Raw genomic sequence first — 15248 nt, 5'->3', positions numbered from 1 at the left:
TTCCGGTCGCTCAACCTGCCGCGGAGAGCCCTCACCGATGCTCGCCCCACGCACATCACGTTCGATTCTTGTAACCCTGGGAACGCTGTGCGCTCTTCTCTGCGCGCCGATGAGACCGGGGATCGCGCAGGAAGCTGCTCCGCCGAGCATCGAACAGGCGCGAGCGCTCCGCGATGCCGGGAAGCTCGCGGACGCGGCGGCGGCGTTCGAGCAGTTGATCGTGGCCCAACCCGAAGTCTGGGAGATGCGCTACGAGGTCGCCCAAATCCACATGGCTCTCAAGGAACTCGACGCCGCGGAGACACAATTGCAGGCGGCGCTCCTGATATCACCCGGCCAGGCTGCGGCCTGGGCGCGGCTTGGTCAGGTCTACCTGCTCAAGGCCGACCCGGAGGACGCGGAACGAGCGCTCGTCCGAGCGAGGGATCTGGATCCGCTCGACAGCGGGGTGCACTACAACCTGGGCAAACTTTACGAACTGGCCGCCCGCGATGCCGATGCCCTCAGGGAGTACACCGCCTTCCTCGCGCAAGCGGGAGACGATCCCCGTGCCGGGGGAATCCGCCGGCGTCTCGTTCGCTACTACGAGAACAAGAATCAGGCGGATAAGGTGCTCGAGCAGTATCGCGCCCTGTGCCTTCTGGAGCCGGCGAATCTGCAGGCCCGACAGGGTCTCGCCGACGCTCTCTACAAGCAGTCTGCGTACGACGACGCGTTCGCGGAATACCAGAAGGCTCTCTCGCTCGACCCGAACAACGCGGCGGTGCAGTTGAACATCGGTTTCATCTACAAGATGAAAGGCAATCTGGAGGAAGCCGAACGGACCGTACGGATCGCCGATTCACTCAACCCGGGAGCGGCGAGGACCCTGTATCTACTCGGCTCGATCCAGTTCGAAAGAGGCGATTTCCCGGGAGCGGCCGCGTCGTTCGAGAAGACGATTGCCCTCGAGCCCGAGCATCCTCAGGCGCACTATCATCTTTCTCGCGCGCTGGCGCGCCTCGGCCGTCAGGAGGATGCGCGCCGCGAGCTTCAACTGCACCAGGAGATTATGAAGAAAGCCGAGGAGAAGAGTTCGTCCACCACGATGGAGCGGCCGTGACGGTGGGCCGGCGCGCCGGCCTCGCCTCCATCGCGTGCATGCTCTCCGCCGCGCTGACTTCGGGAGCCGACGACGTCAAGGCTCCGTTCTTCGTGGAGCCAGGACCCGAGAGTGGCCTCACGGCCGTGACGTTCGCGGCGAAGGCGCCATGGACGTACGTCATCGACAACATCGGGACCGGAGTCGCCCTCTTCGACTACGATCTCGACGGCGACCTCGACATCTTCCAGGTGCAGGCGTCTCAGCTCGGAGGAATCCCTGGGCCTGTCCCCCCCACGGATCATCTCTACCGCAACGACGGGAAGGGAAGATTCACCGACGTCACGGTGGCCGCGGGCCTCGGAGATTCGGCCTGGGGACAGGGAGTCATCGCGGGCGACTACGACAACGACGGAGACCCCGATCTCTTCGTCGCGTCGATCGGCGCGAGCCGGCTTTATAGAAACGAAGGGAATGGAACGTTTCGAGAGGTGGCGGCGATCGCCGGAGTGGGCGCGCCGGGTTGGAGCACGAGCGCCGCGTTCTTCGACTACGACCGGGACGGACTTCTCGACCTCTACGTTGCCAGATACATCGATTTCGACCCCGGGAAGATCCCCCCGAGAGGGGACCCGAACCATCCCTGCACCTTTCGCGGCATCGCGGTCGTCTGCGGCCCCATGTCATTGCCCGCGGAGGCCGATTTTCTCTTCCGGAACAACGGTGACGGAACGTTCACCGACGCGACGAAGCAATCCGGTGTCGGCGACGTCAAGCCCTCCTACGGCCTGGGCGTCATCACGGGCGACGTGGACAACGACGGGGACGTGGACATCTTCGTCGCCAACGACTCGGAGCCGAACTACCTGTTCATGAACGACGGAAAGGGTCATTTCACCGACTCCGCGCTCTTCTCCGGGGTTGCCTACGGCGGGGACGGGAGAGCGCAGGCGAACATGGGAGTGACGCTCGGGGATCCCGACGGCGACGGCGATTTGGACCTCTACGTCACCCATTTTTCCCACGACTACGCCACGCTCTACATCAACGACGGAACGGGCAATTTCGACGATGCCACGCTCCGGTCCGGACTCCTCGAGCCGACGATTCTCACCCTCAACTGGGGGACCGATTTCAGCGACCTCGACAACGACGGCGACGAGGATCTGGTCATCTCGAACGGCCACGTGTATCCGGAAGCGGACGACGCGCACATCGGCTCGGCGTTTCTCCAGCGCTGCCAGGTTTTCCTCAACGACGGCTCGGCGCACTTCACCGAACTCACTGATCGGGCCGGACCCGCCATGGCGCATAAGGCGGCCCACCGGGGGATGGCGTTCGGCGACGTCGACGACGACGGCGACATCGACGTCATCGTGACGAGAATGTACGAGCCGCTCGGTTTCTATCGGAACGACCTGCCGCCTGGCAATCACTGGCTCGGGGTCCGGCTGATGGGCACGCGAAGCAACCGGGACGCCATCGGGGCGCGTGTGGTGCTGGTCGCCGGTGGACGGCGCCGCCTGAAGGAGCGGGTCGGGGGCGGATCATTCGAGAGTTCCAACGATTCAAGGCTTCACTTCGGCCTCGGTGGCACGGACCGCTTCGATTCGCTCGAAATCCGATGGCCGTCCGGTCAGACGCAAACTCTCCCCGGCGGAAAAGTCGACCGCGTTCTCACGATCGTCGAGCCAGCCTCCGGCGCCTCCGATCGCTAAACCCTTGACCGACAATCGAGAAGGCTTGATTCGCCCGGAACCCGGGTGCTAATCTCGGGCGCACTCAGAAAGCTCGTAAGTGGGCTTGTCAGGTGGCCCACTTTTTTGTTTTTTGGCGGGGAAGCGTGTGCATGACACATCGACGGCGTCCATCGAGGGGAAAGTGCGGGCCCTCGCGACCCCCGCGCTTCTCGATGACGGAATCGAACTTGTTGGCGTGGAATTCCGCCGGGAGCCGGCGGGGTGGGTGTTGAGGATGTTCATCGACAAGCCGGAGGGAGTCGGCCTGGACCATTGCCGTCGCGTCAGCGAGGTGGTCGGCACCATGATCGAGGTCGAGGACGCCGTTCCGCACGCCTACACGCTCGAGGTCTCCTCGCCCGGCCTGACTCGCAGCCTGCAGTCGGACTCCGATTTCTCGCGGGCGATCGGGAGGACCGTCAAGGTCGTCACCCGCAGGCCGGTGGGCGGCAGGCAGGACATCGTCGGCCGGCTCGTCGAGATGCGGGACGACGTGCTCCGAATCGATGTCGGCGGGTCGACCCTGGAAGTGGGTCGCGAGCTCGTCGCGAGAGCCCGACTCGAACTCGACTGGCCGGGAACTCAGAAGAAGGCCGGCGCGGGAGCACCCCGCCGCCGAAATCCGAGAAAATAACCGCAGGGTACTGGAGACCATGGCAACCGATCTTTTCCAGGCGATCGAACAGATTGGCCGGGAAAAAGGCATCGATGTCGAGACGATCATCTCCGCGGTCCAGGACGCGGTCGTCGCGGCGTCGAAGAAGCACTTCCACACGCGGGAGGAGCTCGTCTCGGAGTTCGATCGGGCGCGCGGAACGTGGGACGTGTACGCCGTCAAGAAGGTCGTCGAGCAGGTCATCGACTCGGATCTCGAGATCTCGATCGAGGACGCGCGGCGCGTGGAGCCCGCGGCCGACGTGGAGCAGATCGTCAGGCTGTTGAAGCCGAAAGTCGATCTCGGTCGCATCGCGGCCCAGGCGGCGAAGCAGGTCATCTACCAGAAGGTCCGCGAGGCGGAGCGCGATAACGTCTTCCGCGAGTACAGCGATCGCGCGGGAGAGCTCGTCAACGGCGTGGTGAAGCGGTTCGAGAGAGGCGACATCGTCCTCGACCTCGGCCGCACCGAGGCGCTTCTCCCCAGGCGAGAGCAGTCCCGTGCGGAGCACTACAATCTCGACGACCGCGTCCGCGCCGTCATCGTCAACGTCGACAAAGCCGCGAAGGGCCCGCAGGTCATCGTCAGCCGGACGGACTCGCGGCTGCTGGTCAAGCTCTTCGAGATGGAAGTTCCGGAGATCTACGACGGCACCGTCGTCATCGAGAGCATCGCGCGCGACCCCGGAGATCGGGCCAAGGTCGCCGTTCGTTCCAAGGAGAAGGACATCGATCCGGTCGGCGCGTGCGTCGGCATCAAGGGTTCGAGGGTCCAGGCCATCATCCGGGAGCTGCGCGGCGAGAAGATCGACATCGTGCAATGGGCCGACGATCCCTCGGTGTTCGTCGGCAACGCGCTCAATCCCGCCAAGGTCGGCCGCGTCCTGACTCTGGACGACGAGAGCCGGACGCTCGAGGTGACCGTGGAGGAAGGCCAGCTCTCGCAGGCGATCGGCAAGAAGGGCCAGAACGTGCGCCTCGCCTCGCAGCTCATCGGATGGAAGATCGAGATTAAGAGCGAAGCCGAGAAGAAGCGGCAGATCGAAGACGAGATGGGCCGCGTCGCCCGCGCCTCCCAGGAGATCCGCGAGCTGCCGGGAGTGGGCGAAAAGATCACGTCGCGCATCCTCGAGCGGGGCTACCGATCTCTCGAGGAGCTGGTCGCGGCGCCTCTCGAAGAGCTCTGCGGCGTTCCCGGCATCGGCGAGAAGACGGCCATCAAGATTCAGGAGTCGGCGAAAGCGGCGATCGAGGCGCGGCAGGTGCCCGAGCCGGTCGCCGCGGACGAGGCCACCGAAGACAGCGCGGCGACGGCGGATTCACCGCCGTCCCAGGACGGCGAATCCGGTGATCATGAAGAACCCGCAGCCGGTGACGTGATCGCGGAAGCTCAGACCACAACCGAGGAGTGATGGGCAAGATCAAGGTCCACGAAATCGCGAAGAGATTCGGGCTGGACAACAAGGACGTCCTGCTGAAGCTGAAATCCGCAGGCATCCAGGCCGCGACACCCCTGAGCGCGGTCGACGACACGTGCCTCGAGCTCTTCAAGAAGGATGCGGCGCTTCGCACATCCGTGCACGTGAAGCCGTCAGCCCGCTCGGCCGCCGGCACGCCGAAGCCGCCCCGCGCGTCGAAGCCGAAGAGCGCCGCGAAGCCCGTGACGCCCGCTGCCGAGGAGAAGCCGCAGGAAAAAGAGAAGAAGGGGCCGAGGAAGGGACCGCGTCCCGCTCCCGCCCTCACGCAACCCGAGGCGGCGCCTCCAGCCGTTCACGCGGACGCGGCCGCCGCGCCGCCCGGGGGGCAGGCAGCCCCCACCGCCGCGGCCCAGCCGGCCGCTGTCGCGACAGCGACCGGCGTACAGGTCCCCGCCGCCAGAGCGGCAGCCACGGCCCCCGCGACCATGACGCCCGCCACGCCATCCGTCTCACCGAAGACTGTGCCCGCGGCGCCCGTCACACTCCCGAGTTCCCTCGCGGCGGCGACCGGCGCTCCCGCAGCACCCGCGAAGCCGCCCTACATGCAGCCGACCGCCGCGCCCGCGCCAAGCCGTGACGGCGCGTCGAAGGGTCCGGCGCCGCAGAGCGCTGCGGCTCCCCGCCCGAGCCCGGCCCCTCTACCGAAGATCGAACCGCCGCGCCCCCCCATGAAGGGCGCCGGGGGTTCGCGTCCGGGGTACTACCCGCAATCGCGATACTCGCGGCCCGGGGGCGCGTCGGGAAGGTCCTCGGCGTCTCCCAGACCCGCACCGGCTCCCAAGCCCCTGCCTCCCCCGCCGCCGGCGATTCCGCTGATCCTCAGGCCCTTGACCGTCTCCGAAGGGACGATGGTGCGCGACCTCGCCGAGAAGATGGAGGTCAAGGCAGGCGACGTCCTCAAGCGGCTGATGGCTCGTGGCGTCATGGCGACGATCAACATGTCGTTGAGCCCCGAGACGGCATCCGAGGTGGCGAAGGAGTTCGGGTTCGAGCTGAAGACCGTATCGTTCGAGGACCACGCGTCCCTCGAGGAGCTCCAGCTCGAAAAGGGCGGAGTTCAGACGCCCCGCTCCCCCGTCGTCACCATCATGGGACACGTCGATCACGGGAAGACGACGCTTCTGGATGCGATCCGCGAGACGAACGTCGTCGCGACCGAGCACGGCGGGATCACGCAGCACATTGGAGCCTACACGGTCCACGTCAAGAATCGCGGCATCACGTTCCTCGATACGCCCGGCCACGAAGCGTTCACGCTCATGCGGGCGCGAGGGGCCCAGGTCACCGACATCGTCGTGCTGGTCGTCGCAGCCGACGACGGCGTGATGCCCCAGACGGTCGAGGCGATCAACCATGCGCGGGCGGCCGGCGTGCCGATCATCGTGGCGATCAACAAGATGGACAAGCCCGACGCCAAGCCCGACCGCGTCCGCAAGGAACTTTCCGAGCACAGCCTCCTCGTCGAGGACTGGGGAGGCGACACCGTCTCGGTCCCCATCTCGGCGAAGCAGAAGACCGGGCTGTCCGACCTTCTGGACATGATCCTCCTGGTCGCCGACCTCAAGGATTACAAGGGCGACGCCACGATTCCCGCCGCCGGCACCGTGCTCGAGTCGCGGCTCGACAGGAGCCGCGGCCCCGTCGCGACGGTTCTCGTGCAGCAGGGAACCCTCCGCGTCGGCGATCCATTCATCGCCGGAACGGTCAACGGAAAAGTGCGCGCGCTCTTCGACGACCTCGGCCGGCGCCTGCTGGCGGCCGGCCCTTCCACCCCGGCGACCGTCCTGGGACTCGAGGGTGTCCCCTCCCCGGGCGATCGTTTCAAGGTCATCACCGAGGAGTGGAAGGCGCGGCAGATCGGCGCGTACCGGCAGCAGAAGCAGCGTGAGGATCAGCTCCAGAAATCGAGTCGCCTCACCCTCGATCACCTCTACCAGAAGATTCAGGAGGGGGTGGTCAAGGAGCTCAACCTGGTCGTCAAGGCCGACGTGCAGGGCTCGCTCGAGGCGATCAGCAACACGCTCGAGCGGCTCTCGAACCCCAAGGTGAAGCTGCGGTTCATCCACACCGCGGCCGGAGCCATCTCCGAATCCGACGTCCTCCTGGCGTCGTCCTCGAACGCCATCGTCGTCGGCTTCAACGTGCGCCCCGATCCGGGCGCTCGCGCGCTGGCCGACACCGAGGGAGTCGACCTCCGGCTTCACACAGTCATCTACGAGATCGCCGACGAGATCAAGCGCGCGATGGAAGGGATGCTCGAGCCGACCTTTCAGGAGGTTCAGCTCGGCCGCGCCGAGGTGCGCAACACCTTCAAGGTGCCCAAGGTCGGCATCATCGCGGGATCGTTCGTCCTCGACGGCCGCATCGTGCGGAACGCGGACGCCCGGATCCTGCGGGACAACGTCGTCGTCTACCAGGGGAAGATTTCCTCCCTTCGTCGTTTCAAGGAGGACGTCGGCGAGGTCAAGAGCGGGTACGAGTGCGGCATGGCGATCAGCAACTTCAGCGACGTGAAGGTCGGCGACATCATCGAGGCGTACAAGGTCGAGAAAGTGGCGCCCAAGGAGCTCGTGACCTGACGGCCGGAATGGCGAGCCCGCCGTGACCGTCGGGGTCTGCACCATCGAGCTCTTCATCCCGGCCGCCCGATCCCTCAAAGACAAGCGCCAGGTGGTGAAAAGCGTCGTCGCGCGACTCCGCAACCGGCACAACGTCTCGATCGCGGAGGTCGGGCACCAGGATCTCTGGCAGCGGGCGGCGATCGCAATCGCGGCGGTGGCGTCCTCGCAGAAGCCCCTCGACGCGACCTTCCAGACGATCTTGAACGAGATCGAGGCGTCGCTGCCGGGCCACATCGTCAGCCACGACATTCAGTTCCTCTGAACCGGCCTCACGGCCGCCCACGAGTCATCGATGCCGACCATTCGCGTCCAGAAAGTCGCCGATCTCATCCGCGACGAGATCGCGCGGTGGATCACCGCGAGCGCGGACATCCACGGCGCGCTCCTGACCGTGACGTTCGTCTCGCTGACACCGGACATGCGCGTGGCGCGCGTGCACGTCTCGATCTACCCGGAGGGCGCTCCGCGCGCCGAGATACTCGACGGGCTCGCGCGCGCCGCGGGCCGGATGAGGCGGGAGGTCGGCCGGGCGGTCAGGCTCAGGCGCGTCCCCGAGCTCGAGTTCCAGCTGGATACGACGGCGGAGAAAGTCGAAAGGATTGAGCGATTGATCCGCGAGGGGCGAACGCCCGACGGCGGCTCCGGACCTCCCGGCGAACGGGAAGACGAGAAGTAGATGGACGGCGTCCTCGTCATCGACAAGCCGGCCGGGCCCACGTCCCACGACGTCGTCGCGGCGATCCGACCTTTCGTGCATCCGGCGCGCGTCGGACACACCGGGACGCTCGACCCCGCGGCCACCGGGGCGCTGGCGCTGTGCCTCGGCGCGGCGACGCGGCTCGCCCGGTTCCTCGCCGGTGCGGTGAAGTGCTATTCGGGCGAGATCGCCCTCGGAGAGACGACCGACACGTACGATGGCGCGGGGCGCGTCCTGGATCGCGTTTCCATCGACGGAATCACGTTGGAGATGGTCGCGGCGGCCGCGGCGTCGTTCGTGGGCTCGTTCAAGCAGGCGCCGCCGCCGTGGAGCGCGAAGAAAGTGGCCGGGAAGCGCGCCTACCACCTCGCGCGCCTGGGAGAGCCCGCCGCGCTGGCTCCGTGCGACGTGCGCATCGATCGCTTCGACATCCTGGGGCTGCACGGGGGGCGCGCATCCTTCGCCGTCGTCTGCTCGGGCGGAACGTACGTCCGGTCCCTCGCTCACGACGTCGGCGGGCGGCTCGGCTGCGGCGCGCACCTGGCGGCGCTGCGCCGCTCCGCGACCGGCGCGTTCGACGTCGGCAACGCCCTCAGCCTCGAGGCCGCGGTGCAGGCCGGAATCGCCGGTCGTCTCCTGGAGCACGTCCTCCCGCTCGACTCGCTGGATCTCGGCATCGAAACGGCCCGGCTCACCGAGCGAGGCGCGCACCTCGCGTCGGCAGGGCGCCTCGTCGAGGCCTCGGACCTGGCGGGAGCGCCCGACCTCGTCCCCGGGAGATTCCTGCGTCTCCTCGCGGCCGATGGATCCCTTCTGGGGGTCGCCGAGGTGCCCGGGGTCGGGCGCCCCGCCCTCCAGCCGCGGATCATCCTCGTGCGGGACGCGATCTGATCCCGTCGGCCGTGGGCTTTACAAGCGGGGGCGGCTCCGATAAGATGCCCGGTCATCTCCCGACGTCATCCGGTGCCCCGACGGGTCGCCCTGGAAGGAGGAACTGAGCTTGGCGCTTTCGAAAGAGCGAAAAACCGTCATCATCTCAGAGCACCGCGCCCACGAGACGGACACCGGCTCCCCCGAGGTACAGATCGCCCTGCTCAGCAGGCGCATCGAGGATCTCACGGAGCACTTCAAAGGGCACAACAAGGATCACCATTCGAGACGTGGCCTGCTCAAGCTCGTCGGCAAGCGGCGCCGCCTGCTCGATTACCTGAAGGACAACGACACGGGACGCTACCAGACGGTGATCGAGCGTCTCGGCATTCGCAAGTAGGAACTCCGGACCGTTCCGTCGCGCCGGAGGGAAGTCGAAACTAAGGGTTATATTTATCAGCACTCGTCCCCCCCTTATCGAATCGAATCACCCGCCCTTAGCTCCGCTCCCCTCCTGCGTCACGGAAGTCGCAGGGAACGGTGTGTGAAGCACCCCGCGACGTCCGAAGGCCCGGGCATCAGAGACTGAGACAAGCCGACGACTGGAGGAATCAGTGAGAATTACGAGAACCATCAACGTGGGTGGTCGCGAACTGACCATCGAGTGCGGGCATCTGGCCAAGCAGGCGGACGGAGCGGTGACGGTACGCTACGGCGACACCGTCGTGCTGGTCACGGCGTGCGCCGACAGGAAGCCCAAGGAGAACATCGATTTCGTTCCGCTCACGGTCGACTACCGTGAGAACACGTACGCGGCAGGGAAGATTCCCGGCGGATTCTTCAAGCGAGAGGGGCGCCCGAACGAGAAGGAGACCCTGACGTCCCGACTCATCGACCGCCCCCTGCGTCCGCTCTTCCCCCACGCATGGGACTGCGAGACCCAGGTCGTCGCTCTCGTCCTCTCGTACGACCAGCAGAACGACCCCGACGTCCTCGCCGTCACCGGCGGGTCCGCCGCGCTCTTCCTCTCGGATATCCCGTTCACGACACCCATCGCCGCCGTGCGCGTGGGCCTCATCAACGGCGAGTTCGTGCTGAACCCGTCGGATCAGGAGCCCGGACCGAGCCGTCTCGACCTGGCGATCGCGGGTACGAAGACCGACGTCGTCATGGTTGAAGCCGGCGCGAGCGAAGTCTCGGAGGAAGAGATCGTCCGGGCGATCGCGTTCGGACATCGCGAGATCGTCAAGATCGTCGAGCTCCAGGAGGACATGGCGCGCGCGCTCGGCAAGACCAAGCGCCCGGTGCGATCGAAAGAGTTCCCGGCCGATCTCTACGCCAAGATCGAGGCGAGCATCTCCGGACCGCTCCTCGAGGCCCTGTCGATCCGCGGCAAGATCGAGAGTTACAAGGCGATGGGGAGAGTCCTTCAGATCCTCCAGGAGGGAATCCCGCCCGAGGACGCCGCCCAGCGCTCGCTCGCGAAGCGCATCTACGAGGACGTTCTCCAGAAAATCTGCCGGCGGGAGATCCTCGCGCGCCGGCGCCGCGTCGACGGGAGAGGGTTCGCGGAGATTCGCTCGATCTCCTCGGAGATCGGCATTCTTCCCCGCACGCATGGTTCCGCGATCTTCACGCGCGGCGAGACCCAGGCGCTCGTCACCGTCACGCTGGGAACGTCGGCGGACGCACAGAGAATCGACTTCCTCGAGGGGGAGTCGAAACGGCGGTTCATGCTCCACTACAACTTCCCGCCCTTCTCCGTGGGCGAGGTCAAGTTCCTGCGGGGCCCGGGCCGGCGTGAAATCGGCCACGGCGCGCTCGCCGAGCGCGCGCTCAAGGCGATGATTCCCGACGCCGACGGCTTCCCGTACACGATCCGACTGGTCTCCGACATCCTCGAATCGAACGGCTCGTCCTCCATGGCCTCCATCTGCGGCGGCGCGCTGGCGCTGATGGACGCGGGCGTTCCGCTCCGCGCCCCCATCGCGGGGATCGCGATGGGCCTCTTCAAGGAAGGGGACGACTACGCGATTCTCTCCGACATCGCGGGGGTCGAGGACCACTACGGCGACATGGACTTCAAGGTCGCCGGCACGCGCAACGGCATCACCGCCGTCCAGATGGACATCAAGATCGGCGGCATCTCCATCGCGATCATGGAGAAGGCACTGGCTCAGGCGCGCGAGGGGAGATTCTTCATCCTCGACCGCATGGCCGACACGATCGGCATCGCGAGAGATCACATCTCCACGTTCGCGCCCCGCATGCTGACGATGAGAATACCGAAGGACAAGATCCGCGAGGTCATCGGACCGGGCGGGAAGATGATCCGCTCCATCGTGGACCGGACCGGAGCCAAGATCGAGATCGACGACGACGGAAAGGTCGAGATCGCCTCGATCGACGAGGCGTCGGCCCGGCTGGCGATGGAGATCATCTCCGAGCTGACGGCCGAGGCCGAGGTCGGCAAGACCTACACGGGAAAGGTGAAGCGCATCGTCACCTTCGGCGCGTTCGTCGAGATCATGCCCGGCCTGGAGGGGCTTCTCCACGTTTCCGAAATCGCTCCGTACCACGTCCGTGAGGTCACCGACGAGTTGTCGGAAGGCCAGGAGATCACGGTCAAGGTGATCGACATCGACGGCCAGAACAAGATCCGTCTCAGCCGCCGCGCCCTTCTCTCCGACGAGGAAGTGGCCGCCGCGAGAGCGAGCCACCCGCAGCAGGCCCACGCCGGCGGCTCCTCGCGCGGAGACGGCGGTGAGGGGGGCCACGGAGGCCCCCGCGGCGGAGATCACGGGCGAGGCGGAGATCGCGGCGGACCCCGGCGACGCCGGAACTGACCCGGGACTGAATCGGAGGGACGATGGCTCGGCGGCTGGGTGAACTGCTGGTCGCCAAGGGGAAGCTGACCACCGACCAGCTCCAGAAGGCGCTCCAGGCGCAGATGATCTGGGGCGGACATCTCGGCACCAACCTCATCGAGCTCGGCTACCTCAGCGAGGACGAGCTCGGTGAGGTTCTCGCCGAGGCGCACTCGGTGAGATACGCTCCCTACGACATGCTGCAGGAGATCCCTGCCGCCGTCCTCAGCTCCATCCCGCGAGGCCTCGTCGAGAAGTACAAGATCATCCCCTTCCGGTTCGACGGCAAGAAGCTCCACCTGGTCATGCTCACGCCGCAGGATCTGATGGCCCTCGACGAGGTCGCCTTCGCCACCGGGTTCCAGCTCGTTCCGTACGTCACGCCCGAAATCCGCCTCTTCCAGGTGCTCGAGAAGTACTACAGCATCCCCCGCGCGAAGCGATACATCACGCTCAGCCGGGAGCTCTCGCTCCGGGGTCTCGACAGTGCCTCCACGAAGAGAGCCCAGATGCTCAGGCCGCGCGCGGACGCCCCGCGCCCCGCGCCCGACATCCTCTCCGCCCCGCCGCGGGCGTCGGCGCCGGCCTCACCTGACATCGCTCCCGAACCGTCCGACCTTCCGGCCGACGACGGGATGACGGCCTACGCGACGACGGCGGCCACCGAATGGAGCCCTCCCGCCGCCGGCGGCGCCCGCGCCGCGGATGTGTCTCATTCCGAGCTCGTTCCCGAGCCGATCGACGAGGCGGCGTCGCGCGAGGGAAGCATCGATCGCGTCCTTCGGTCGCAAACGCTGGAGGAGGTCTGCTCCTCGCTGATCGAGGTGGCCGCGGAGACGTTTCGACGGTGCGTCGTCTTCGCGCGCATGGGCGAGGCCCTGGTGCCCGTCGCCGGCCTGTCCGCCTCGTATCCAGTCTGGTCCGTCGAGGGACTGGTCCTGCCCTTCACCCTCTCGGCGCTCGAGGCGCTCTTCGCCGGAGGGAGGAGCTACTACCTTGGGCCGCCGCCGGGCGGGGCTCACGAGAACGAGTTCTACACACGGATGGGTGAGGGAATCCCTCCCAACGCATTTCTCTCCCCGGTCCGGCTGAGCGATCGCATCGCGCTCGTGTTCTACGGCGATCACATATCCGACGAGATCCGGCCGAGCGAGGTGGAGGGACTTCTGGCCGTGCTCGAACAGGCGGGGCTGGCGCTCGATCTTCTGGGACTGAGGCGCAAGGACTCCCCCGCATGAGCGATCCGGCCGGCTTCGACCGGCCGGGGCGATTGTCATCGGAATCGCGCGCCCGGCTTCTGGCGCTCGCCCGCACCACCCTCGACCGGTATCTCGGTGATGGATCACTCCCGGGCCCTCGTGCCGAGTGCTTCCCGGATCCTCGCGTCGCCGGCCTCTTCGTTTCACTGCACGCGGGCGACCGTCTGCGCGGGTGCGTGGGCATCATGGGCGCGGGCGCATCCCTCGACGACTTGGTGGCCGAATGCGCCGCGGCCGCGGCGAGGGACTCTCGTTTCGCGCCGGTGAGGCTCGATGAGCTCGAGCGGATCTCGATCGAGATCTCGATTCTGGGGACGGCGCGCCCCGTGAGCTCGCCGTCCGAGATCACGGCCGGCGAGGACGGGCTCATCGTCACGATGGGGGGCCAGCGGGGCGTGCTCCTGCCCCAGGTGGCTCGGGAGCGCGGCTGGGACGCGACGCGGTTCATCGAGGAGGCCTGCTCCAAGGCAGGCCTCCGTCGCGACGCCTGGCGGGCGGGAGCGTGCGTGGAGGCGTTCCCCGCCGAGGTCTTCGGCGAGCGCGCCCCCCTCCGCCCGGTCGGGGCTACCTGAGCTCGACCTTGTCGCCGACGCTCATCTCGCGGACCGCAACGAGCACCTTGGCCGTTGCGGTCTTGTCCTCGATGCCGAGGACCACGAGCTGGCCAAGGACGATCTGACTGAACTGAGGCTGGGCGCCCGTCTCCTTCATTTTCTCGGCCCTCGCCTGCTGTCCGTCGATGTACATCTCCGGCGCGTAGAAGTTGACGGCGCCACCCCACTCACGGAACACCGTGAACAGGTCGCCGGACTGCACCCCGTTGTCCGAGCCGAGGTTGATGTTGACGATGTCCCCCTGGCCGAAGCTCGCCTTGTCGTCGGCGACGTGGATGATGTAGCCGTCGTTCTCCCCCTTGATCTCGACGCCGTACTGCTGGAAGGCGACGGGCGAAGAGAGCGGGACGGGCACCTCCTGGAACGGCACCAGGGAGTCGCCCACGCCGACGGCGTCGCAGGCGTTGACGATTTCGGCCGTCGCGGCGTCCGTCTGGACGGCGATGATCCGGACGCGGCCGATCGATCTCACAGCCGTGCCGAGTCGCTCATCGGGATGCATGGGATGGTAGACCTCGTGCTCGTTCCGAACGACGCTGAATATCTGCCCGGGCTGAATCCCAGCCTGTGAGCCCTGGCTCAGGAAGATGATGTCGCCGTTCGAGAGAACCGTCTTGGCCCCCTCCTCCTTTTCCGCGACGAAGAGCGGCGGCTTCTCGAAGGAAGGCAGGATTCGCGTGCTGCAGTAGATCTCGGAGCTGGACGCGAGCGGTGGGAGCGCGGGAGGGGGCGGCATCGCCGGCGCCGCCGGAGCCGCGGGGACCTCGGGCGGCGGCTCCTCGAACTCCTCCTGCGCGGCCGCAGCCGCAGGCGCGGGCGTCTCCGCCGTCGCGACGGGCGCGGGCTGCGCCGGAGCCTCACCGATCACGGTGGGCGCCCCCGGCAGGAGCAGCGGATCACCCGGGTAGATCCAGTGCGAATCGGTGATGTACTGGTTCACGTCCCAGAGCTGGGGCCAGAGCCACGCGTTCGTGAGGTACTTCGCCGATAGATCCCACAGCGTGTCGTGCGGCTCGATGATGTGAACCTGGGAGCCGGCCGGGAAGCTCTCGGGATCCGGCGGAACGTACGGGGTCCAGTGGTTTCCCACCATCTTTCCCGCCTTGGGTGGACGCGTCGAACCAGTGTCTCGCGCCTTCGCTGTCGCGGCCTGTTCGGCCGTCGGCTTCGCCGGCTGCGGGGGCGTCATCTCTTCGGCGGCGGCCTTCTTTTCAGGCTCTTCCGCTCTCGCCGGTGAAAATGAAACAGTCAGGCAAAGAGCGAACAACACGGCCACGATGATCGCCCAGTGACGGGGACGGAACCTCTGCATGGCGGCATCCTCCACCTCCCCAGCGGGAGGGCGGATTCAGGGTAACCAAATCGTCA

The 15248-nt window shown here is 66.8% G+C and carries 13 protein-coding genes; 12 read left to right on the top strand and 1 reads right to left on the bottom strand.

Going from position 1 to position 15248, the window contains the following annotated elements; all coding sequences use genetic code 11:
* Positions 1-37 precede the first annotated feature (37 nt).
* The 12 genes from HY049_12135 (at position 38) to amrA (ending at position 13838) form a co-directional block, all read left to right on the top strand.
* Positions 38-1102, top strand: coding sequence for a tetratricopeptide repeat protein (locus HY049_12135; GenBank protein MBI3449650.1), 1065 nt, complete (start codon positions 38-40; stop codon positions 1100-1102).
* On the top strand, positions 1099-2799 hold the full coding sequence (locus HY049_12130; protein ID MBI3449649.1) for a CRTAC1 family protein: 1701 nt from the start codon (positions 1099-1101) through the stop codon (positions 2797-2799). The genes HY049_12135 and HY049_12130 overlap by 4 nt, the downstream gene beginning before the upstream one ends.
* Before the next feature lie 127 nt (positions 2800-2926).
* Positions 2927-3454: a ribosome maturation factor RimP gene (locus HY049_12125; GenBank protein ID MBI3449648.1), complete on the top strand. Its 528-nt coding sequence runs from the start codon at positions 2927-2929 to the stop codon at positions 3452-3454.
* Positions 3455-3473: 19 nt separating this feature from the next.
* The gene (nusA, locus tag HY049_12120) at positions 3474-4886 is read left to right on the top strand and encodes a transcription termination/antitermination protein NusA (GenBank protein ID MBI3449647.1); all 1413 of its coding nucleotides are present in this window, start codon (positions 3474-3476) and stop codon (positions 4884-4886) included.
* The gene (infB, locus tag HY049_12115) at positions 4886-7531 is read left to right on the top strand and encodes a translation initiation factor IF-2 (protein MBI3449646.1); all 2646 of its coding nucleotides are present in this window, start codon (positions 4886-4888) and stop codon (positions 7529-7531) included. The genes nusA and infB overlap by 1 nt, the downstream gene beginning before the upstream one ends.
* A gap of 22 nt (positions 7532-7553) precedes the next feature.
* Complete coding sequence (locus tag HY049_12110; protein MBI3449645.1) at positions 7554-7835, top strand: DUF503 domain-containing protein; 282 nt, start codon at positions 7554-7556, stop codon at positions 7833-7835.
* 30 nt (positions 7836-7865) lie between these two features.
* Positions 7866-8249, top strand: coding sequence for a 30S ribosome-binding factor RbfA (gene rbfA / locus HY049_12105; GenBank protein MBI3449644.1), 384 nt, complete (start codon positions 7866-7868; stop codon positions 8247-8249).
* Entirely contained in the window at positions 8250-9161 is a 912-nt protein-coding gene (gene truB / locus HY049_12100; GenBank protein ID MBI3449643.1) for a tRNA pseudouridine(55) synthase TruB, read from the top strand.
* 109 nt (positions 9162-9270) lie between these two features.
* Positions 9271-9540, top strand: a complete 270-nt coding sequence (gene rpsO / locus HY049_12095) for a 30S ribosomal protein S15 (protein ID MBI3449642.1) — start codon at positions 9271-9273, stop codon at positions 9538-9540.
* Between the two features lie 214 nt (positions 9541-9754).
* Positions 9755-11986: a polyribonucleotide nucleotidyltransferase gene (gene pnp / locus HY049_12090; protein MBI3449641.1), complete on the top strand. Its 2232-nt coding sequence runs from the start codon at positions 9755-9757 to the stop codon at positions 11984-11986.
* 23 nt (positions 11987-12009) lie between these two features.
* Positions 12010-13245: a hypothetical protein gene (locus tag HY049_12085; GenBank protein MBI3449640.1), complete on the top strand. Its 1236-nt coding sequence runs from the start codon at positions 12010-12012 to the stop codon at positions 13243-13245.
* Complete coding sequence (amrA, locus tag HY049_12080) at positions 13242-13838, top strand: AmmeMemoRadiSam system protein A (GenBank protein MBI3449639.1); 597 nt, start codon at positions 13242-13244, stop codon at positions 13836-13838. The genes HY049_12085 and amrA overlap by 4 nt, the downstream gene beginning before the upstream one ends.
* Here amrA and HY049_12075 read toward each other — a convergent pair.
* Complete coding sequence (locus tag HY049_12075; GenBank protein MBI3449638.1) at positions 13831-14973, bottom strand: LysM peptidoglycan-binding domain-containing protein; 1143 nt, start codon at positions 14971-14973, stop codon at positions 13831-13833. The two genes, amrA and HY049_12075, sit on opposite strands and share 8 nt — an antisense overlap.
* Between the last annotated feature and the right edge of the window lie 275 nt (positions 14974-15248).

The organism is Acidobacteriota bacterium, from assembly GCA_016195325.1.
GTDB lineage: Bacteria > Acidobacteriota > Polarisedimenticolia > JACPZX01 > JACPZX01 > JACPZX01.
Note: the sequence above shows the minus strand (reverse complement) of the source record. Positions and strands in the feature narration are given on the sequence as shown.

Coding starts and splice junctions, on each gene's coding strand:
- HY049_12135 (MBI3449650.1), top strand. CDS start 38: ATGCTCGCCCCACGCACATCACGTTCGATTCTTGTAACCCTGGGAACG.
- nusA (MBI3449647.1), top strand. CDS start 3,474: ATGGCAACCGATCTTTTCCAGGCGATCGAACAGATTGGCCGGGAAAAA.
- infB (MBI3449646.1), top strand. CDS start 4,886: ATGGGCAAGATCAAGGTCCACGAAATCGCGAAGAGATTCGGGCTGGAC.
- rbfA (MBI3449644.1), top strand. CDS start 7,866: ATGCCGACCATTCGCGTCCAGAAAGTCGCCGATCTCATCCGCGACGAG.
- truB (MBI3449643.1), top strand. CDS start 8,250: ATGGACGGCGTCCTCGTCATCGACAAGCCGGCCGGGCCCACGTCCCAC.
- HY049_12085 (MBI3449640.1), top strand. CDS start 12,010: ATGGCTCGGCGGCTGGGTGAACTGCTGGTCGCCAAGGGGAAGCTGACC.
- amrA (MBI3449639.1), top strand. CDS start 13,242: ATGAGCGATCCGGCCGGCTTCGACCGGCCGGGGCGATTGTCATCGGAA.
- HY049_12075 (MBI3449638.1), bottom strand. CDS start 14,973: ATGGTGGGAAACCACTGGACCCCGTACGTTCCGCCGGATCCCGAGAGC.